14 protein-coding genes and 2 pseudogenes are annotated in these 20,354 nt (G+C 63.6%); 4 read left to right on the plus strand and 12 right to left on the minus strand.

The annotated features are described in order from the left end of the window. Nucleotides 1-342 precede the first annotated feature (342 nt). Genes ACQPZ2_RS28965 through ACQPZ2_RS28975 form a run of 3 tightly spaced genes read right to left on the minus strand, consistent with a single transcriptional unit; the run spans nt 343 to nt 3,217 of the window. Nucleotides 343-1,773: an NAD(P)(+) transhydrogenase (Re/Si-specific) subunit beta gene (locus ACQPZ2_RS28965; protein WP_433521356.1), complete on the minus strand. Its 1,431-nt coding sequence runs from the start codon at nt 1,771-1,773 to the stop codon at nt 343-345. Then, nucleotides 1,773-2,111 carry an NAD(P) transhydrogenase subunit alpha gene (locus ACQPZ2_RS28970; RefSeq protein WP_433521357.1) on the minus strand — a complete coding sequence of 113 codons (339 nt, stop codon included), beginning with the start codon at nt 2,109-2,111 and terminating at the stop codon, nt 1,773-1,775. The genes ACQPZ2_RS28965 and ACQPZ2_RS28970 overlap by 1 nt, the downstream gene beginning before the upstream one ends. After that, nucleotides 2,111-3,217, minus strand: a complete 1,107-nt coding sequence (locus ACQPZ2_RS28975; RefSeq protein WP_433521358.1) for a Re/Si-specific NAD(P)(+) transhydrogenase subunit alpha — start codon at nt 3,215-3,217, stop codon at nt 2,111-2,113. Before ACQPZ2_RS28975 ends, ACQPZ2_RS28970 begins: the two co-directional genes overlap by 1 nt. 648 nt (nt 3,218-3,865) lie before the next feature. Here ACQPZ2_RS28975 and ACQPZ2_RS28980 point away from each other — a divergent pair. Together ACQPZ2_RS28980 and ACQPZ2_RS28985 are read left to right on the plus strand one after the other, a co-directional pair. Next, entirely contained in the window at nt 3,866-5,755 is a 1,890-nt protein-coding gene (locus ACQPZ2_RS28980; RefSeq protein ID WP_433521359.1) for a response regulator, read from the plus strand. A gap of 364 nt (nt 5,756-6,119) precedes the next feature. Further along, a pseudogene (locus ACQPZ2_RS28985) lies at nt 6,120-7,541 on the plus strand (transposase). A 421-nt stretch (nt 7,542-7,962) separates the two neighbouring features. Here the strand turns inward: ACQPZ2_RS28985 and ACQPZ2_RS28990 are convergent. The 7 genes from ACQPZ2_RS28990 to ACQPZ2_RS29020 form a co-directional block, all read right to left on the minus strand. Continuing rightward, a complete protein-coding gene (locus ACQPZ2_RS28990; RefSeq protein WP_433521360.1) occupies nt 7,963-8,475 on the minus strand; it encodes a reverse transcriptase domain-containing protein in 513 nt (170 codons plus the stop codon). Nucleotides 8,476-10,501: 2,026 nt separating this feature from the next. Then, entirely contained in the window at nt 10,502-11,686 is a 1,185-nt protein-coding gene (locus tag ACQPZ2_RS28995; protein WP_433521361.1) for an acyl-CoA dehydrogenase family protein, read from the minus strand. A gap of 99 nt (nt 11,687-11,785) precedes the next feature. After that, on the minus strand, nt 11,786-12,217 hold the full coding sequence (locus tag ACQPZ2_RS29000; protein ID WP_433521362.1) for a nuclear transport factor 2 family protein: 432 nt from the start codon (nt 12,215-12,217) through the stop codon (nt 11,786-11,788). A gap of 37 nt (nt 12,218-12,254) precedes the next feature. Next, nucleotides 12,255-13,760, minus strand: coding sequence for a flavin-containing monooxygenase (locus ACQPZ2_RS29005; protein ID WP_433521363.1), 1,506 nt, complete (start codon nt 13,758-13,760; stop codon nt 12,255-12,257). A 493-nt stretch (nt 13,761-14,253) separates the two neighbouring features. Then, a complete protein-coding gene (locus ACQPZ2_RS29010) occupies nt 14,254-15,492 on the minus strand; it encodes a transposase (protein WP_433527548.1) in 1,239 nt (412 codons plus the stop codon). Further along, a complete protein-coding gene (locus tag ACQPZ2_RS29015) occupies nt 15,480-15,953 on the minus strand; it encodes a transposase (RefSeq protein WP_433521364.1) in 474 nt (157 codons plus the stop codon). The genes ACQPZ2_RS29010 and ACQPZ2_RS29015 overlap by 13 nt, the downstream gene beginning before the upstream one ends. Before the next feature lie 116 nt (nt 15,954-16,069). Continuing rightward, nucleotides 16,070-16,924, minus strand: coding sequence for a PaaX family transcriptional regulator (locus ACQPZ2_RS29020; protein ID WP_433521365.1), 855 nt, complete (start codon nt 16,922-16,924; stop codon nt 16,070-16,072). Between the two features lie 76 nt (nt 16,925-17,000). Between ACQPZ2_RS29020 and ACQPZ2_RS29025 the strand changes: the two genes are divergently transcribed. Continuing rightward, nucleotides 17,001-17,975 carry a PaaX family transcriptional regulator gene (locus ACQPZ2_RS29025; protein ID WP_433521366.1) on the plus strand — a complete coding sequence of 325 codons (975 nt, stop codon included), beginning with the start codon at nt 17,001-17,003 and terminating at the stop codon, nt 17,973-17,975. Nucleotides 17,976-18,461: 486 nt separating this feature from the next. Next, a pseudogene (locus ACQPZ2_RS29030) lies at nt 18,462-18,774 on the plus strand (IS3 family transposase); the annotation flags it as partial. Nucleotides 18,775-18,975: 201 nt separating this feature from the next. Here the strand turns inward: ACQPZ2_RS29030 and ACQPZ2_RS29035 are convergent. Together ACQPZ2_RS29035 and ACQPZ2_RS29040 are read right to left on the minus strand one after the other, a co-directional pair. After that, the gene (locus ACQPZ2_RS29035) at nt 18,976-19,179 is read right to left on the minus strand and encodes a hypothetical protein (protein WP_433521367.1); all 204 of its coding nucleotides are present in this window, start codon (nt 19,177-19,179) and stop codon (nt 18,976-18,978) included. A 70-nt stretch (nt 19,180-19,249) separates the two neighbouring features. After that, on the minus strand, nt 19,250-19,999 hold the full coding sequence (locus tag ACQPZ2_RS29040) for an IclR family transcriptional regulator (RefSeq protein ID WP_433521368.1): 750 nt from the start codon (nt 19,997-19,999) through the stop codon (nt 19,250-19,252). Nucleotides 20,000-20,354: the final 355 nt, after the last annotated feature.

Genomic DNA, 20,354 nt, shown 5'->3' on the forward strand with positions numbered 1-20,354 from the left:
CGGGGTCCGCTGGCAAGCGCAACTGCCTGCAGAAAGTGGATTATAGGGCCGCCAGGCCGACCCACCGTTGCAGCGGTAAGCCGAGACGACAGCGGGATGGAGGCAGCGGCGGAGCCAACAAATTAGGACCTTCGGCGACCTGCGCGGCTTCTGCTGCCAAACGTGAACAGCAGTTGCACGATGTCGGCCGAGCGGGCAAGAATGCCCGGGCATCTGCGCGGCGTTTCGGCTGGTCGCATCGGATGTGCCGTCACCGCGCAGCACGGGTGGAGGTTGTGCGCGGTGACGGCACTGCGCGTCACCTAGCGGGTGGTTGGTGACGCGGGCTTCTTCGGATCGGTCTTACAGTGCTTTCAGTTCCTCGGTGACCGCACCGACGGACTTCTTCGCATCGCCGAACAGCATCGAGGTGTGGTCGGCGTAGAACAGGGGGTTATCGATACCGGCGAAACCACTGTTCATGGACCGCTTCAACACGATCACGCTCTTGGCCTGGTCGACATTCAACACCGGCATGCCATAGATCGGGGACGAGGAGTCCTCACGGGCGGCGGGGTTGGTGACGTCGTTGGCGCCGATCACCAAAGCCACATCGGTGCGCGAGAATTCACCGTTGATGTCGTCCATTTCCTTGAGCGCGTCATAGGAGACCTCGGCCTCGGCCAGCAGCACGTTCATGTGCCCGGGCATACGACCGGCGACCGGGTGAATGGCGTATTTGACCTCCACCCCCTTGGCCTCCAACAACGACGCCATTTCCTTGACCGCATGCTGGGCCTGCGCGACGGCCATACCGTAACCGGGCACCACGATCACCTGGTTGGCATAGGCCATCTGGATCGCGGCGTCCGCCGCGGAAGTGGCCTTGGCCTGCTTCTGCTCCCCACCCGAGGCACCCGGTGCGGTTCCGCCGCCACCGAACCCACCCGCGACGATCGCCGGGATGGAACGGTTCATCGCCTTGGCCATCAAATTGGTCAGGATGGTGCCCGACGCGCCGACGATCATGCCCGCCACGATCATCGCGGTGTTGTTCAACGCGAGACCCGCGGCCGCCGCGGACAAACCGGTCAACGCGTTCAACAACGAGATGACCACCGGCATGTCCGCGCCACCGATGGGCAGCACCACCATCAACCCGAGCACACCGGCGAGTACCAGTACCGCGATCATCCAGTACTGGGGCACACCGTCATTGGTAGCGCCGATACCGATCACCACCGCGGCGGCGATCGCACCCACCAGCAGCAGCAGGTTCAGCGGCTGCTGGAGCTTGCCGACCCCGATCGGACGCCCGGGCAAGATTTCCTGCAGTTTGCCGAACGCGATCAACGAGCCCCAGAACGACACCGAACCGATGATCGCCGCGAACAGCGAACCGATCACGATGTGCACGGTGGGTTCTTCATCGAAATGCGAAAAGCCTTGCGAGTTGATGAATTCCGACCACGCGATCAACGCGACCGTGCCACCACCGACACCGTTGAACGCGGCCACCAACTGCGGCATCGCGGTCATCTTGGTGAACTTGGCGGGCGGCACACCCAACACCACACCGACCACGAGTCCGGCCACGATCAGGATCCAGTTGGAGGTGTGGCGGATCGAGATCAGGGTCGCCACCACCGCGATCACCATGCCCGCCGCGGCGATCAGGTTGCCGCGCACCGCGGTCTTCGGGCCGGTCAACCCCATCAGACCGTAGATGAACATGCCGAAGGCGATGATGTAGAGCCCGTTGACCAGATAGGTCACATTGTCGAAGGTATGCATCACGCAGCTCCCTCTGAACGCTGCGCTGTGGCAGCCTTCACCGGTGCGGCCTTCTTACCCTTGAACATCCCCAGCATCCGGTCGGTCACGACGAAACCACCGATGACGTTCAGGGTTCCGAACACGACCGCGACGAACAGAATGATCTGGGTCAGGATCGACGGATCCTTGACGTTGCCGAGAGTGACCAGCGCACCCAGCACGACGATGCCGTGAATGGCGTTGGTACCCGACATCAACGGCGTGTGCAGGGTATTGGGGACCTTGGAGATGACCGCGAACCCGACGAACCCGGACAACACCAGGATCGCGATATTCGCTAGTAGTTCGGTGTACATCAGGCATCCACCTCACGAGTAACACAGGAATCGGCGAGTACCTGATCGTTGAAGTCGGGGGCGAGTTTCCCGTCGACCAACATCAGCTCCAACAGCGCCGCGATATTTTTCGAGTACAACTCCGAGGCATGCTCGGGCATCGTCGCGGGCAGGTTCAACGGCGAGGCGATCGTCACCTCATGCTTGACCACGACCTCACCCGGCTCGGTCAACTCGCAGTTGCCGCCGGTCTCACCGGCCAGATCCACGATCACACTGCCCGGCTTCATACCCTCCACCGCCGCGGCGGTGACCAAGCGCGGCGCGGGACGCCCGGGCACGAGCGCGGTGGTGATCACCACGTCGAAGCCCTTGATCGCATCCTCCAATGCCTGCTGCTGCTTCGCCTTTTCCTCATCGGTGAGCTCACGGGCATAACCACCCTCACCGGCCGCATCGATCCCCAGATCCAGCCACTGCGCACCCACCGACCGCACCTGATCGGCGACCTCGGGGCGCACGTCGTAGCCGGTGGTCCGGCCACCCAGACGCTTCGCCGTCGCCAGCGCCTGCAGACCCGCGACACCCACACCGAGCACCAGCACCGTCGCGGGCTTCACAGTGCCCGCCGCGGTGGTCAGCATCGGGAAGAACCGCGTCGATTCCGACGCCGCCAGCAGCACAGCCTTGTACCCGGAGACATTGGCCTGCGAGGACAGCGCATCCATCACCTGAGCCCGGGAAATACGCGGAATCGCCTCCACGGCGAAGGCCTGCACCCCGGCCGATTTCAGCGCGGGAATCTGGTTGTCGGCATTGCGCGGGGCGAGGAAGCCGATCAGGGTCTGCCCGCTGTGCAGCTTCGCCACCTCGGCGTCACTGGGCGCAGCGACCTTCACGACCACATCGGCCGACCACGGATCACCGATGGTCGCGCCCGCATCCACATAGGCCGCGTCCGGAATGAGCGCACCGATCCCGGCGCCCGCCTCGACCACCACCTCCACGCCCTGCTTCAGCAGGCTCGGGATGATCTTGGGCACCAAAGCGACACGCCGCTCGCCCGCGTTTGACTCACCGGCTACGCCTACCCGAGTCACCGGGCCGGTGTTATGTGTTGTCTCCAATGATCTGCGATTCCTCACTCGTTGACGATGCCAACGGCTCTTCGAGGTAGCCGATGCCCGGCGTGCTCGATTCTCTTCAAGTACGTAGTTAGGAGCGTCCTCGTATCGGCTGAGCGGAAATGACACCCTGATCGGCCATCCGGATCGGCCGATAGCAGCCCCTCACGGCGAAGCGCGTGTCGCGCACATGAACCACCAAACGTCCGCACCCGAGCACGACGCCATCTCACGGGCTCTCCTGGTTTCGTCGGAGCTTTCGTCGTGACGGATGAGCCATTCGGGGCGCAAGCGTCGCGAGCACCAGCACACCGCTGGCCACCGAGAGCGGCTCACCTTTCACGGTCATCCCTTCTACTACAGCTCTCCAGCCAGGGAGATTGATAGATTGACATCATAGTTTATATCTTTAAACCAACGTGTCAAGCGAGATTCAGGCAGGCGATCGCCCCAACATTGACAAAGGCAACTACATCGCCGAACGCGCCGTCGCGGCCGAGCCGAGGCACGACCGGCGCCTCGTTCCCGCGGCACCGGCACGGAACCCAGGAGAAGTGCAAAAGATGGTGAAATACTCCCGCAACTACATTACTCTAAAAATAGATTTTATTTCTAAAACCCCCGTTGGGTCCGCACGTAAGGATTGCGCGTATGCGATCAGGCGAGCACACGCTGGGCGATCACGTCAGCCGACGAGCCCGAACACCCGAGGAGAACCGGCCACATAGACCCGCCGTGCAGTCCGACATGTTCATCGACGCGGTCGAGGACCTAGCCGGACAGTTCAGCCTGCGGCCGCTGCTGCTGCGGATCCTTCGCCGAGCCATCGAAATGGTGGGCGGTGGAGCTGGAGCAATCTCAACCGTTGACGAGGGAGCTGGAACATACCGCAAAGAAGCCGACGTCGGTGTTCGCTGCCAGGAAGGCCAGGTATTCTCGCTGCGCGAAGGCGCAACCGGTGCGGTTGTGACCAAACGAGGCCCCGTCGTCTTCGACAGCTATTCCCAAGTCCGCTCTGGACATCTTTCCCCGGCCGATCGAGACAGGCTGCATGCGACGATCGCCGTCCCTATCGAGTGGGGGGGCGAAATCATCGGAGCCTGTGTGGTTTTCAGTACCGACCCGGATACTCGTTTTCACGACGAGGACATCATCCTCATGGACCTGTTCGCCCGGCATGCCGCGCTAGCGATTACCAACGCGCGCCGGTACGCCCAGGCTGAGGAGCGCTCGCGGCAGCTAGCTATCGTGGCCGAGCGCGAGCGGGTGGTCCGTGACGTACACGACACCGTAGCCCGCGCATTGGGCTCGATCATGCTGCACTTGGACGCCATGGATGCCACAGTCATAGGCGGCCGCACCGCGCGTTCCGCGTCCGAGGCAACGCCTGCTGCGCTCGCGGCACACATCGACGCCGCACGTGAGGCCGCCGAAGCTGCGCTCGCCGACACCCGGCGGACGGTGCTGGGCCTTGGACCGGCCGTGCTCGACGCCGCTCCTCTCGAAGATGCGATCGCGCTCGAACTGGCATGGGTCCGCTCGACCAGCGGCCTGCGCACCGACTTCGTCGTCAGCGGCAAGCCGCCGGAAAGTGTCGAATCGCATCTCCGGCAGCAGGCGCTGCGAATCGCCCAGGAAGCGCTTACGAACGTCGTCACCCACGCACGAGCGGTATCGGTCCGAGTCGGCGTTATGTACGGACCGCTGGAAATTTCGATCATCGTCGAGGATGACGGAGTCGGCTTCGACGCTGGGAGTGGCGGCCGGAATCGACGCCCGGGCTTGGGACTGCAAGGAATCGTCGCGCGCGCGCACGGGATAGGCGCGCAAGTCGAAATAGAATCAACGCCAAGTTGGGGCACTCGGTTGCGCGCCCGTATCCCCTACGAGCTGAACAACCGAGGCGATGAGTCTCGAAGTGACGCACCGTGGCGTGTGCTAGTCGTCGATCCTCGGCCGGTAGTAAGAGGCGGCCTGACCAGACTACTGGGCTGCGCCGAACCCGATATTCAGATTGTCGGAGAGATCGCTGACGCACGCGAGGTCGTGGATGCGGTCCGCATCCTCGACCCCCACGTCGTAATCGTCCAATTGCGGATGCCAGGTCTCGACGGCGCCCGGCTGACGTCGTACATCCGAGCTGCAAGCCCAGAAATCTCGGTGCTGGTCAACGTCGACGACTACTCCGACGACCTGTTGCGTGAAGCGGTACAGGCCGGTGCCCGCGGCTGCATTGACGCCGACCTCGACGGACCAGCGCTCGCTCGAGCCGTGGTCGCGGCAGCACACGGCGACGTGCTGCTCAGTGCGTCGCTCGCCACGCCACGCCACACTCAGGACCAGACCCCCGAGCCGCTAACCGAGCGTGAACGGGAAGTACGCGCACTCGTCGAACTCGGGTTGCGTGACAAGCAGATCGCCGACAGACTCAGCATTTCCGCCAGGACCGTCGAAAAGCATGTCGGCGCCCTGCTGCGCAAGACCGGCGCCCCGAACCGCACCGCACTCGCTCGTGTCGTGCCTCAGCAACCACATAGGTAGGCTTCCCAGCCGCAAAATGGGAGCTTTCCGATAGCCTTCAACACACCGACTGGCGCTTCAATGCCGGTGGCAATCGAGTCCAAGCCGTTCGTAGCCACACACCGCGCTGCCTGAACCAGCACAGACCTCGGAAGATAAACGGGGCCAAGGTATCTGGTGCCGTGGCCGGGCAAGTGATCATAGGCGGCGGCCACGTCGAGGATCCAGGTGACCCCGTAGCGATCGGTCAGCATTCCGAAGCTTGGTGCCCAGGGTGGCAGGCCGAATTCTTCGATGATGTACGCCGCGTCGGACAACTCGGCCCACAGCGCCGCGACTCCTCGATGCTGTTGCCAAGCACCGAGACGAAGACGGTGCGGGTGTCGTGTCGCAGGCTGGGTCGGTGCTGTTGATCCGCACGGCCGAAAAGGTGGGGGTGATCCGAGGGCTGTCGGAGGCGTTGGCGCCGTGGCGCAGACCACTGTCCATCCACGATCCAGGCAAGGTTGTGCTGGATCTGGCGGTCTCGCTCGCGATCGGCGCCGACTGTGTCTCGGACCTGATACTGCTGCGGGCCGAACCGGGCATGTTCGGTGTGGTGGCGTCGGATCCGACGGTGTCGAGGCTGGTTGAACGTTCTGGCGGCCGATGCGCCGAAAGCGTTGGCGGCCATCGCTTCCGCGCGCGCTGACGCACGAGCGCGGGCATGGACGCTGGCCGGGAAACATGCCCCCGATCACGGGATCGACGCCGAGCATCCGCTGCTGACCGATCTCGATGCCACCTTGACCGACGCGCACCCGGAGAAGGAAAGGGCGACACCGACGTTCAAGCGTGGCTTCGGTTTCCACCCATTGTGGGCGTTCATCGACCACGGTGAGACCGGCACCGGCACCCTCGCCGCTGGCGAAGTGGTCGAGGTCGAACGGACCGTAGATGTCAACAGCGCAGTCGATCTCGCCAAACGACGACTCAAGATCGGCATCGAGCTCGCCGGCCGGAAAGTAACTCTGCGTCTGGACGGACACCTCGTCCATGTCGTCGACAACGGCGTCCTCGCCAAAACGCTGCCCTCACCGATCCCCGCCGGCGAGCGCACCAAGATCCGCGGCGCGTGTCTCGCCGCGACGCAGCTTCCGCCGCCGGCGCCGGGACCCATCAGCGTCGAACGGATGGTTCCCGCCGACGGGGTGGTCATGGTCGCCCGTCAACGACTGCGCATCGGCCGCACCTACGCCGGCCAGACGGCCACCATCCATGTCGAAGACACCCATTTCCGGATCACCTGCGCCGACGCCGAAGTGGCGCTGCACCCACGCACCACCGACTACCCAGTCAGACGCTGGAAAGCCAAAATCCACTCCCCCCGAATCTAATTCGCAAGTCCACTATGTCCTGAGACCTTCAACCAGGTCCTGAGCGTCGTTTATCACCGAGGTCCTGAGCCCTCACACGACAGCTGCCCGACTTGGAACTACGGCACCGTCAGCGGGCCCGCTGCGAGGACCGCATCCGCGCTGCGAAGGACACCGGCTTGCGGAATCTGCCGTTCCACGGCTTCGACGCCAACCGCATCTGGCTCGCACTCGTCGCGCTCGCGCTGGATCTGACAGCCTGGATGTAGACTCTCGCCTTCGCGGACAGCCACAAGGCACGCCGCTGGGAGGTGAAAACCCTACTGCTGCGGCTGTTCTCGATCCCCGCCCGCCTCGCACACCACGCCCGCCGAACCCACCTGCGCCTGTCAGCCCACAACCCTTGGACCGACCTGGCCGTCACCGCGCTGACCCGCCTACAACCCGGCTGACCAGCACTCACCCGCTCAAACGAGACGAAAGACCAACCACACCGGGCCCATGGAACCAGGCAGCCACCCGCTGAACGGGACCCCAGCCCTACCGTCATACAGCCAGAACGGTCGCAAAACGGCAATCCGAACCCGATCAGGCCAGCACATCACCCATGTGGAGGGTCGAGAACTGGCGCGGTGGCCTGGACGGCGGTAGGTGATGAAGCCATTGTGGCCAGGTGGTTTCCCACCGGGCTGTTCTTCTTCCTCACCGTGACTGTCCACGGTTCCGTTTCCAGTTCCCGCCCGTCAATCCGTGCATGCGGTTCTCCCGCACACGGCTTACCGACGCCGTTCACCACCGGCATTCGGCGCCACCCGCCAGGCCCGAAAGGGCCTGGGCGCGACCACGATTCCTTCAAGACGGATCAGCCCGAGCTCATTGTCGCTGGCAAACGAGATCACCGACAACCCGAAGCCTCGGCTGCGCTGATGCTTCTTGGCGATGAACCTCGCGATTCGCATCAGCGCGTAGCTTCTGATCTTGCCGAAGCGCTGGGACGAGTTCTCGTACCGGAAAATATCCCGCCCAACCGCGCAGGAAGCGGTTGACTTCCTCCACGATGTGCTCCACCCGCAGCAGTGTCCGCCGCCGGACGGTCATGTCCCGAATCCGGTTGCGGGCGTGCTGCATCGCCTTGTCCGCAGGCCAGCGGGCGAGGAAAGCAACCCCCTTGCCGCCGGTGCGTCCTTCCGCGCACACCCACCGATGATGGAAACCCAGAAAGTCCAGGCCCTCACCCCCCTTGCGCAGATGCACGATCCGGGTCTTGGCCGGTTTCGCCTCCAAACCCAGCTCAGCCAACAGGACCGTGAGCCGCGCCAGGACGGCTTCGGCCTGCTGCCGCGAACGGCACATCACCACGGCATCATCGGCGAACCGGACCAGCACCCCTGTTCGCGCACATCCCATGCCCGGTCGACCCGGTGCAGGTAGATGTTGCATCCACTGCCGCAGTAGATTCCACCAATCAGCACCGCTCAGTCGCCCTTACTTTTTCAGGGGCAAGTAGCTAGCCGACTGCGGAGCGATGAAAATCGATAAATGAGCCAACAGGGCATGACCCTCACATGTTCGATCTGTTAGCGCAATGTCGCGCGAGTCGGCAAACTCCCCTCCAGCGCAAACCAGAGTGTGTGGCTTTCTGTCCCGTGACGGAGCCGAGGAACGACCTCGTGGGCGACCAGCGCGATCGAATTCGGGTCAGGCGAGTTGATCAACAGGCCATCCGCAATCCCCAGAGCGCGGATATCGCGTATGAGCCCGCAAAGTCCTTCGGGTGTGCCGACGTACGATACCGACTTACCTTCTTCAGGATAGTCCAGACGCCGAGAGCTCTCCCTCGCGTCTGATGACCTGTGTGCGATCACCGTGTCGACCGAGACAATGACCAGTAGATCGTCATACGGAGGCCCGAGAGTCGATCGCATGCGGCGGATTTCCCGGGATCGCGCCTGCGCTCGTCGGAGGTCATCAGCCTCTATCAGAGAGTACTGAGCATCCTCGGCCGCCAGTCCACGAGGAGTCCCGACAACGAGAATCGAATCAGGCCCTCCCCGAAACGCTTCGAGCCCCGTGACCGTGAAATCGTTTCTCATCAACATCGTTACTCACCAGAACCTCATATCGCTGTGTCAATCGAATCGCGCCGCGGATATCTTGAAATGGCGACCACGTGGCAGTCAGTCCCGAACAGGCACGTCGCCCTGAACTCTCGGCGGTGGAGCGTAAAAATCGACATGCCTGCCCGGCCGATATGGCTCTCCCGTTTACGATCATGCGGCCACCGCCATCAGCAGCAGAATGGACTCGACAGCCCGCTCGCGCGGCAGCACCTCTCGTCACCCGCTGCATGCCCGTTTTCCCTATCTATGTCGTGGAACTGGAACTTGTCGTGGCGCTTCTCGGCGCGCCATAGCGAATCGCGGTCGTCATGTCACGTCTCCTGAGGAGCTCGAGGTTGGCCTTGATACATCGAAGGCCCGTCGATGACTGGGCTGGTCAGGGTGGAGCGCCCGATCGAATTGGTCGACAGCTCGCCGCCGACTCGGAAGTAGCGCGGTTGCGGAACCTCTGCAGCCGACGCCCGCTGGGTTGGCCGGTCGCGATGATGGCGCCGGCGCAAGCGCGGTCCACGCACCGATGTGGGCGATCAGCGATGGAATGTCGAAGCGCAGACCTGCCAGGCGTCCGCGTTCGTCGACGCAACGACGCGCGACAAGTTCCAGTTCGGCCAGATCGGGTACACCACAGCGGAACTCACGGGCGCACATCCGTTATCGCGCCTGTACTGCCATCCGGTGTCACGTGCACGAAGCGCCACACTCTATCGAGCTGTTCTTGCGTGGACATCGATGGGTGGAGCAGCGCGCCGTTGACTCGCATTGTGGGCAGGCCGACAGCGTAGATCGCGTTTACGGCAGCGAGACTTGCTCTCGCTGCATCCCAGTACTGCTCAGCGGTCTCGACGCTGTCGAATGTTACGAGATTTACGATGACTGCCGCAGCCGAGAGACGCAGACGCGGAAGGTAATGATATGTACGCGAAGCGACTGCGTCAGTCAGCGCCACGGTAGGGTCGTCACCGCTCCCTCGACATGCCACGCTCTGGACATTAACGAGGATGTCGACCGGCGAGAGCGGGTCCTGCACTGGGATCGAAAAATCCGCACTGCTGCCATCAGCCGTTGCCATTCGTCTGACCGATGCAGTGCACGACGCCTCGTGTGAGTCGTCGTCGAGCAAGAGTCCATCGGCGCGGGCTCTTGTCCTCAGCTGCGCGATAAAAGTTGCTCCCGCTGGCTGAGTGTCGGCTGCATTCACACTGTTCATCCTCGCACCGCAACCGGTACTGCGGTAGAGCATGGCCGGGCCGCGGAGATGGAGTTCGCCACGGCCTGCCATCAACATCGCACAGCTAGCCGCTGACATTGAACATCTCTTTTGCGTACGGAGCGACGTTGAACTCGGCGAAGCCGAGGTGCGAGCCAGCCATTTCACTGTCGCGCCAAATGCGCTGGAGCGGATTGGAATCGAAGAAACTCGACGACATCAGCGCGCGAGTCACGTTCCGTACTGCCTCGACGGAGTAGCGGGCAGCGGCGACGCAGTCAGACAAGGCGCGCTGCGTTTCGAAGGCTGTGAAGGTTCGATCCTCGGCGGTGGCACGATCGGTTTCGTCGGCCATGCGCAACAAGTGCATCTCGGCAGAGTCGGCAGCAATCGCTGCGTTGGCGATCAGAATCTGAATGCTCTGGTCGTCCGACTGGAGGATACCGGAGTATGGGATGCGACGCGTAGGGGCAACCTCGGTCGCGATGGCAAGCGCAGCACGGGCCAAGCCCACCGGCGAAGCTGCCAGACACGAATAGAAGACCGGAAAGAACGGGGCACGGTAGATGGTGCCGGGTTCGTTGGCATAGGGCCCTCGCGTCTCACCGGCGATCGCGGCGTTGAGCGAAGACTGGCGATGGGCTGGCACGAATACTCGATTGGCGACAATTGTGTCGGATGCTGTTCCGCGCATGCCGGCGACGTGCCAATTGTTCTCGATCTCGACCTCGCTCATTGGCACCAGCGCGAGTCCGACATCGGGGTTGCCCTCGGCGTCAGAGGCGGGAACGCCTACGACGATCCACTGTGCGTGTCTGGAACCGGACGCGTAGCGCCACCGTCCGGAGATGACCCAGCCTTCCTCAGTGACTTCATCCAGCTTGCCTTCCGCGGGTGAGTTGGCCACCGAGATACGCGCATCAGGATCGGTCCCCCATACGTCGTCTTGGGCTTCCTGACTGAATTGAGCGACCAGATAGGAACTCACACTCCCGAGTCCGACGACCCAGGAGGTGGACCCGCACCCTTCCGCAAGAATCGCCTGCAACTTCAGCGATGTGCTCAGTCCGACCTCCACTCCCCCGTATCGGCGGGGACGAAGGACGGCCAGGAGGTTTGCGTCGCGAAGCGCATTCAGGTTCTCGTCCGGGATCCTTGCCTCCGCGTCGACGCGCGGCGCGTTCTCACGCAGCAAGGGGACGATATCGCGCGCTGCCTGGAGCAGCGTTTCCTTCTGGATCTTTGCCGGGGGGATGTCAAGTGCAGTCATTCCAGTCTCCTTTGTTTGGTGAGCGTCGTGGGAATTCTTGTGACGGTCGTTGTTTGGCATCGTGCCGATGTGGCCGCGGGGCACGCTGGTTGGTCGGCGTCAGGCGCCGTCGACTCGCTCAGCGGCGGCCTGGAGTCGGGCAGCAAGATCGGGAGCCGTCCCATCCGCGAGTGCACGCCGTAAGTGGTCGTGGTAATCACGTGAGCGGACTATCAACCCGTCGCGTACTTCGACGACAACGATGTTGCCGTTCTCTATCAGCTGACCGTTGATTTGAGACACATAGGTCCACTCGGCGATCACGACCGCCGGATCATCAGTGCGATACACAACGAGATCGCGGACCTCGAGATCGCTGTAGAGGCGGGGAGGCGTGGTACTCCAGCCTTCCGTTCCCGTTACCACCACACGCTCGGGAAACGCAAATTCCACGGAGATCTCCGCAGCCGGAGCGTAAAGCTCGTAAGCCTCGGCAAAGCGACTGGTGGCGAACCGGGCGATCAGTTCACGGACGACCTGTTCGGCGTTCATTTGCGATCACTCCTTGCGCTGCCCCCGCTGACGTAGCTCACCGCGCCGCTACCGTCGTGGGCTCGGCGTTGGGTACCGTCGGCACGACGTAGGGGGTCGGGTCGAAGTTGGTGAGCTGCTCCTCCAGCTCATGCCAGCCGCCGGGCCAGTCGGCCGAGTTGTGCCCAGTCTCGTCGAGTATGTAGCTAACGCAGTCGCCCGAGACCGCAGGTCCCTTTGCTAGGGCCTCATCAGCCCTGGCCTTCCAGGCGTCCTGTGCTTCCTCCAGTACTTCCAGTGCGCGAACCCCCGCTTTGTCCATGTACTTGACGGCTTCGGAAACGTAGATCCCGGCGCGCTCACCGGGGACCAGCCCAAGAAAGTAACGACCGTTGGGGGCCGCGCCACCAACGAGATACAGGTTGGGTGCGCCCGATACCGAGATAGAGCGGTAAGCACGCGGGTGCCCCTGCTGCGCCTCACGCACGGTGAGCCCGTCGCGCCGGTGAATCCGGCCGAGGATGTGGGTTCCCCAGAAGAACCCGGTGGCGAGTACGAGCGTGTCGACCTCGACCCGCGTACCCCCCACCGAGGTGATCCCGGTAGCGTCGATGTGCGCTGCGGCTTCGGCAATGAGCTCAACATTGGGTTGAGAAAGTGCGTCATAATAATCGTCGCTAGCGCCGGGACGCTTGCAGGCGTACCTGTGGCTCGGGGTAAGTTTTTCGCGCAGCGCGGGGTCGCTGACACGGTCGTGCAGGTAGGCCAGTGCTCCAGCCTGTACCTCCGCAGCAGCGTCTGGACGATCGCCGCGGAACACATCGGCGAAATGCTGGTCGCCCGCCAGGAGCGCCTCTTCACGAAGGACACGGACCGCTTCCACGTCCCCGCGGTAGAGAGTGCGCTCCTCGTCGGTGAGCGGGCGATCGTCCTTCGGGAGAATCCAGGTTGGGGTTCTCTGAAAGACAGTGAGGGCCGCGGCGGTGCGCTGGAGGGAAGCGACAATCTGGAGTGCCGACGAGCCGGTCCCGATGACTGCGACACGGTGATCTTCGCCGACGTACCCCTCCGGCCACGACGACGAGTGGAAAACGTTGCCCTTGAAGTCGGACAGACCTGGAATATCGGGGACATTGGGCTCGTCGAGGAATCCTGTGGCGAGGACGAGGTGCTGCGTCCGATATACACCGCGGTCGGTTTCAACCTCCCACTCCTGATCTTCCTCGATCCACCGGGAGCGCGTCATCTCGGTGTCGAAGTCGATGACGTCGTAGAGCCCGTAGTGGCGAGCGACTTCCTGAAAGTACGCGAGGAGTTCCGGCTGAGTCGCGAACAGCCGAGACCAATCACCGCTCGGGTAGTAGCTGAGCTGGTAGAGGGTCACCGGCCCGTCCACGCCGCAGCCAGGGTACGTGTTTTGGTGCCATACACCCCCGAAGTCGCTGTGCTTACTGATCATCCATACATCGCCGATCCCCGCCTCACGGACTTTGATCGCGACCGACATGGCATTGCCCCCCGATCCGATGACCAGGACCTTGCTACGCCGCACTATTGCACTCATTCACTGTTCTCCAGGCTCTAACTTCTGGCTCACTTTCGTGACGCTCGTACGATATTAGAGATTGACGGACACCTCTGCCAGAGCTTTGACCAAACTTGTTGCCGGGATTTAGCAGCCCGCCGCGTAGCAACTTGAACTTCGACCAGTTGTTCACCCCCTGTTACCTGGTCAACATGCAAGGATTTTGGTCGCGCACGTGCGCCCTGAGCTGGCCATACGGACAGCCGCAGCTTAACGAAACGCGCGTACGAGATGGATGCGAAAGCCAAGCTGGTCGTCGCGATGCACGCCAACTATCTGACGCTCGTCTCATTTGTGAATCTCAATGCTGGCCAGAAGGAGATGCCACGCGACGCGGTGGCGCGGCCTGAGAGGGTGACGAGAGTGGAGTAGGTCAACGCCGCAAGTACTACGGTGGCGTTGGTCGGGAACAGACGCGAATGGGCGGCTACCGGCTAGCTTGACTCTGTCGGTGATCTTGTGAGTTGCGAGATCAGCCGCTGACCGCCTGCCAGGACCGTAGTCGGGGAATTCCCTTGTGGTCCAGGTAGTTTTGGAAGGCTGTTGGCGGGCGCGGCGGGGATGGTTCGTCTGGTAGCGGTCCTGCGCTGAGGCGTTCGATGTTCACGGCGATGGCGGTGAACACGTGCTGCAGGTGGGTTTTGGTCTGGCCGCGGTAGCGGCATCTTCTCATGCCGTGGCCGTGAGCGAATTCGCAGATGGTGCCCTCGATGCCGGAGCGGACCGCATACCGTGTGCGCCAGGCCGGGCTCTGTTGCTCGGTGCGGGCCCGCACCTGCAGGTCGAGGAGCTCTTGCGGGGGAAAGCCCACGTTGCGGGCGCTGTCGCTGGAGGTGGTGCACTGGCTGCGGACCGGGCATGGCTGGCACTGGCCCTTGGTGAACCGAGCCACGATCAGCGGAGCCGCGGTCGGAGACGACGTCGGGTAGGGGCCGTGCCATCCCTTGCTGACCTGGCCTTGGGGACAGGTCACCTGCCGGCGGTCGAAGTCGATGCGGAAGTCGTCGCGGCCGAAGCCCTCGTTCTCGCGGTGCTGGCGGGTGGGGTTACCCGGCAGCGGCCCGGTGAGGGTGACCTGATGTTCGCGGGCGGCCTGCGCGACCTGGACCAGGGAGGTGTAGCCGCCGTCGACCAGGTGCTCGGCAGGAAGCAGCCCGCGACGCTGCAAGCGGGTATGGATTCCGGGAAGCACGTGGGCATCGTGTGTGGTGGCCGGGGTGGTGACCACGTCGGTGATTACGTTGGTGCCCTCGGGTGCACAGGTTTCGGTCAGATGGACCAAGAACCCCTTCCACCTGGTGACTTGTCCCCGGCGCGCGTAGCGGGCCTGGATGTCGTAGGGAGAAACGATAGCCACCGCCGAGGGTGGCAGACCGCCGTCAGTGTCGGTGCGCCAGCGCAGGCGGTCCTTGTCATCGCGGTAGTAGTTCTGCAGGACGATCTGTCGCAGAGCCTGGGCCTGAAGGCCCGACAGGTAGTCCGGCCCCTGCTGTTGCAGATGCTCCAGCAGTCGGCAGGCGTCCTCGCTGGCGGCGAGGATCCTGGTCTTGGGTCGGGTGGGGTTCTTGCCCAGGCGCATCTGGCAGCCGTAGCGACGTCCCCATTCCTCGTCGACCAGGCCGGTCAGCAGGTGCGGAGCAGCGCGGGCAAGTTCTTCGAGTGCGGCGCGGACGGCCTCGGTGACCGGCTCGAGCCGGGTCAGGTCGCGCACCGCGGCCAACACGTGGGTGGAGTCGGTGCGCTGGGTGGTGTGCGCTCACGCACCAGTCCGGCGTCGGTGAGCCGGGCCAGGGCGAGATCGAGCAGCCGGTCGGCGCGGTCTCCTTCGGCGAGCCGGTCGCGGAAATCGCTCAGCACGCTGTGGTGGAAGCCGGGGTCGTCCAACTCCAGGGCCAGCGCGTACTTGAAGTCGATACGACAGCGCACGGCCTCGGCCACCTGCCGATCGGACAGGTCCAGCACATACTGCAGCACGCAGACGGTGGCCAGCTGGGCCGGAGACAGACCCGGCCGCCCGTCACGCGGATACCAGTCGGCGAAATCCTCATTGCTCCATAGGCTTTCGAGCCGATCACGTATCCACATCGCTGTGGTGCCGCGAGGATTGCTGGCACGGGCTATCCGCGCCGTCAGCGGCGGGACCATCTTGGCCGGACCGGGTCCGAGTGACATTCACCTGTTCCTTCAGGGACGCAACAGTATTCGCGCCCCGCAGTGTGTGTCGTGACACAGTGTGACAGCCCATCAGCCACGACACACCGAATTTCAAGATCACCGACAGAGTCAAGCTAAACAGCCACGTTCGGCCAGTACCCGGCGGCGTATGCGAGAGCGCGACCCTCGAGAGTCGCGACGAAATCGTCGAACACTGCGACGGCCTCCTCCGCCGCCCACTCCGTGCCGAGCAACTCCCGAGGCAGCCCTGGGTCGCGAAGGGGTAGCCCACGCCAGTCATCGATGAGCGTCATGTAGGCGGCAAACGCGGCGCGCCCGTCGATCATTTCTCTGGAACGCAAAACCTCAGCGGGCGGTCGGTGCAGGTGAACGAAGGAACGATACCGCTCGTTGATCGCCGGAAGGTCCCAGCATCGACCCACCACGCGTTCCAGATCATGGCCGGGAATGTGCGCCCCGACGAAAATAACGGACTGCTCGTGGAGTCGCAATTCTGTCAGGGTGCTTCGCGCAACTTGTTCCATGCGCGCCGGGGCGACCCACAGACCCGACCCGAGGTTGCCGAACCCGACCGAACTCAAACGCGAGCGCAACTGATGACGCACTGAACGCTGCCGTTCGGGAATCGAGGTGTGCACGAGGCACCAGCCGTCCTGCAGCACAGCAGGCTGGCGCATCGTCGTGATGACGACGTCTACCTCGGAAAGCGCCTCTAGTGCAATGTCAGTGAGTGCGTACCCTCGGACCCGGTCGCGAGTCTCTGCCCGCAACCAAGATGTCTTGCGAAGGCGGAACACCGCTGTCCGGACGCTCGATTCCTCCAGCCCGAGCTGTGACATAAGTTCGACGGCAGCGGATGCGGGAACCCAGTTGCCCATGCGACGCACCACCGTGGCGAGGAATGCGACCAAAATCGGTCGGGCGGCCCGTGTCCGGAGTACATCGGAGAAATCGAAACCCAGCGTCACGAGATCCATCCTCCATGTGAGGTCACATGACAGCGTGGACTGGGTCCGGTAGGCCAACCCATATGCACAGCCTTCGATGGGGAGATCCGGGGAGCACGCGAATGGCAGCGGCGTCGGTCACCATGCCCTTATCACCTCGTCCTTGTGTCAGACGACGACGCGACCCGACGCGCTCGGACGATCAAGCCCAGCGGTAGGCAGAATAATCGGGGTGGAACTCATCGAAGAGTCGCGCAGCTCGCATCGATCACGCACGGTAACGGTAGGGTTCGTGGGGTCCGTCGTCCGGCGTATGGGGAATTGGATGCCGATCACGGCAACCGTTGCTTTGCTCGGGGAGTGTGGTGTGGACGAGTCCAGCGCTCGAACGGCGGTATTCCGGTTGAAAAAGCGTGGCTGGCTGACGCCCGAAACTCGCGGCAGGGTTCGTGGATACGCACTCACGTCGGTCGCTCTGGATGCGCTCGCATCCGGTGACGCCATCATTTGGCATCCACGACCGGCAGCGTCGCTGGACGACGGCTGGTGCATCGTGTCGTTTTCGATCCCGGAGGCGGTACGCGCACGCCGTCACCAGCTCCGTACACATCTGGCAGCGCTGGGTTTCGGTAATGCGGATTCCGCGCTGTGGATAGCCCCAGCGCGTGCTACAGATTCGGCGCTGCAAGCGATCGCCGAACTCGAACTGACTGAGCACTGCATCGTATTCGTCGGCCCGTACCGAGGCGGACAAGATCTAGTGAGCCTCGTCGGGCGGGCCTGGGACCTCGATGGGATCGCCCAAAGGTACCGTGAGTTCATTTTGCTGCAGCGAGCGCAGCTGGACCGATTAGCCTCTTCCCCTGCGGTCGACGGACACGAGGCGTTTGCTGCGTACTTGAACGCGATCGAACATTGGCGCAAATTGCCGTTCCGTGATCCGGGGCTACCTACGTCACTACTCGGTGACGACTGGCCCGCCATCGAGGCGGGAAAACTATTCGAAACGATCGTCGCTCAGTGGGAAGGCCGAGCACTCGCCCATGCGGCCGGATACTGGCCGAAGCCATAGGCGCCCCATGCCGCACGTCTGACTAGGCATCGGTAGCTACCGAGAGCATTGTCAGCTTCGTCGAGGCGAATCGATGCTGTCGAGCGGGGCGTCACTGTGCGGCAGGAATGCGCGGTGTTCGACCAGCTCGACGCCCACAGCTGCTGACCAGCGCAATCCCGCTCTCGATCGGGTCCTGGGCCCGCGCGTCGCCCATCCGGCGGTCCCGGAAATCCTATCCCGCTGCGACGTCCTCTACGCCATGCTGGGAACCAAACAGCCTACCGAGGTCCCGCAGCCGCCTGGGCTGCCACCGGCCCGATCAGCCATCCGGATCCTCAGCCGGGTGTGGAGTCTATCTGCGCCGCGCTGTGGGAGCTCGGCGTAAACTTCGCCCCCTCAACATATTACGAGTATCGCAAGCGAGTCCCACGAAGCGGGAGGAACGCGACGAGGGGCCGAAGGTGTCGTGCCAGCTCAACCTGGGGATTTCCGTGAACGCCGACACTGAAGGTGGAGATTGTCAGAGTCCACCGTGAGAACTTCAGTGCGTACGGCGCCCGGAAGATGTGGTTGCAGCTGAACCGGGAAGGCAACGGGTGGCTCGCTGCACCGTCGAGCGGTTGATGCGCGAACTCGGCCTGCGCGGGGCGTCGCGGGGACGGGCCAAGCGCACCACCGTCCCGGATCCTGCCGCCGAGCGGCCCGCGGACCTGGTGCAACGGAAGTTCGCGCCGCTGGCACCGAACCGTCTATGGGTGGCCGATATGACTGTGTGTCCACGTGGTCGGGCTGGGTTTACGTGGCGTTCGTCATCGACGCCGCTGACGAGGCTGCTGCGCGATCAGGTAACAGTGCGACCTGCTTCAGCGGGTTGGGCTCCAGGCCCGGTAGCCGACGGCGGGGATCGGCGTCTGATCGGACAGCGCGCGGCGACTGGCGGCGGCCGCCATACGCCATGCGGCGAACCGCTGGTTCAGAGACCACGAACGCCATCCACAGTCGCAGATCTCATTCCCACTCACCTCGATCGATCCGCGCCGAGATCCTCGACGTCCGCGACAGCACCGCTCTGCACGCTGCCGACGACCGTGCAGTCGACGCCTTCGCTCGCATCGACATCGGTGTCGGTAACGCCGGGAGCGGACCTGTTCGGCGTTGCCGAGATCCTCGGCAACGCCGATCGAGGCGCCCGCACGCAGGCGACCACCTTCAGCGCACTCACAGCCGAGTTCCAAGGCCAGCGCGAACTGGCGGCAGCGAAGAGAACAAGGGCCGGCCATGTCCTCCTGCACTTATGGCACCGCCGCCGTGCGCGCCAGGACACGTCCGAGCGCGAGCGCGGCGGTCCGAACTGCCGGCGCGAGCAGTTCGGGATGAAATTGATCGCTCGGGACAGACACCGACAGGGACGCGGTCGGGCGCGCCGCGAGGGAGACCGGTGACGCGAGGCAGCATCCGCCCAACGCGGCTTCCTCGCGTTCTATGGCTATTCCGGTGCGTCGCACTGCATCGAGTTCGCGGGCCAGCCTGGCGGGGTCGGTGATCGAGTTCACGGTGAAGCTCCTCAAAGGCCTGGCGAGCACTTCGGCTTGGACGGCAGAGTTCTCCGTTGCCAGCAGTGCCTTCCCCACGGCGGTGCAGGTGAGCGGCAGTCTGCCGCCGGTCTGCGACGGCAGCGGCAGTATCGAGTGTCCGTGGATTTTCTCCAGATAGACCGCATCATGGCCATCCCGCACGGCCAAATGCACAGTCTGCCCGGTGACAGCGTAAAGATCCTGCATGAATGGCAGAGCTGCCGCTCGCAGCCGATGTTTGAGCGCGACGCGCTCGCCGAGCTCGAACAAGGTCAGCCCTAGTTCGAACTTGTTGCCGTTACGCGTCAGCCACCCTAGTTCGACCAGCGCAACCAGGACGCGGTGGGTGGTCGAGCGGGGCAGCCCGGTGCGGGCACACACTTCGGCCAGCGAGAGCGAAGTGCCGCCGGGAAAACTGTCCAGCACCACGGCGGACCGCTGCAGCAAAGAGAGATTGTCCCGCTTCATGGGACAAATCCTATCTGCGCCCTCGATGTCGTCGTACTGCCCACGGCATAACTACCGTAGATGCTCGCCCATGGACGAGACCCCGATCCCGCGGCCGGGCGGCCAAAGGGTTCGGTTCTACACACCGGCGGCCCGCCCGACCGGCCGCAAGATCGGTGCCCCTCGCAAGTTATTCGACGCAGGGACGGCGTTCTACACATCGACAGCGTGATCTCGAATACGCACAGCCAAATCGACACTGCCGTCGGCAATCATCCGCTGCCCTGCACCTCCAGTGCGGCATATTCCCATGCACGGGCCCCGCCGCGCATCGCGCTCTCGTGAATGTCTGTGACTGCCGTCACCGAATGGAACA

This window comes from Nocardia pseudovaccinii, from assembly GCF_050942345.1.
Taxonomy (GTDB): Bacteria; Actinomycetota; Actinomycetes; order Mycobacteriales; family Mycobacteriaceae; genus Nocardia; species Nocardia pseudovaccinii.

Excerpts from the sequence above, each read along its gene's own strand:
- ACQPZ2_RS28965 (WP_433521356.1), bottom strand. The coding sequence starts at position 1,773 with ATGCATACCTTCGACAATGTGACCTATCTGGTCAACGGGCTCTACATC.
- ACQPZ2_RS29025 (WP_433521366.1), top strand. The coding sequence starts at position 17,001 with ATGGGGAGATCCGGGGAGCACGCGAATGGCAGCGGCGTCGGTCACCAT.
- ACQPZ2_RS28970 (WP_433521357.1), bottom strand. The coding sequence starts at position 2,111 with ATGTACACCGAACTACTAGCGAATATCGCGATCCTGGTGTTGTCCGGG.
- ACQPZ2_RS29015 (WP_433521364.1), bottom strand. The coding sequence starts at position 15,953 with ATGTCACTCGGACCCGGTCCGGCCAAGATGGTCCCGCCGCTGACGGCG.
- ACQPZ2_RS29040 (WP_433521368.1), bottom strand. The coding sequence starts at position 19,999 with ATGAAGCGGGACAATCTCTCTTTGCTGCAGCGGTCCGCCGTGGTGCTG.
- ACQPZ2_RS28980 (WP_433521359.1), top strand. The coding sequence starts at position 3,866 with ATGCGATCAGGCGAGCACACGCTGGGCGATCACGTCAGCCGACGAGCC.
- ACQPZ2_RS29005 (WP_433521363.1), bottom strand. The coding sequence starts at position 13,760 with ATGAGTGCAATAGTGCGGCGTAGCAAGGTCCTGGTCATCGGATCGGGG.
- ACQPZ2_RS29000 (WP_433521362.1), bottom strand. The coding sequence starts at position 12,217 with ATGAACGCCGAACAGGTCGTCCGTGAACTGATCGCCCGGTTCGCCACC.
- ACQPZ2_RS28995 (WP_433521361.1), bottom strand. The coding sequence starts at position 11,686 with ATGACTGCACTTGACATCCCCCCGGCAAAGATCCAGAAGGAAACGCTG.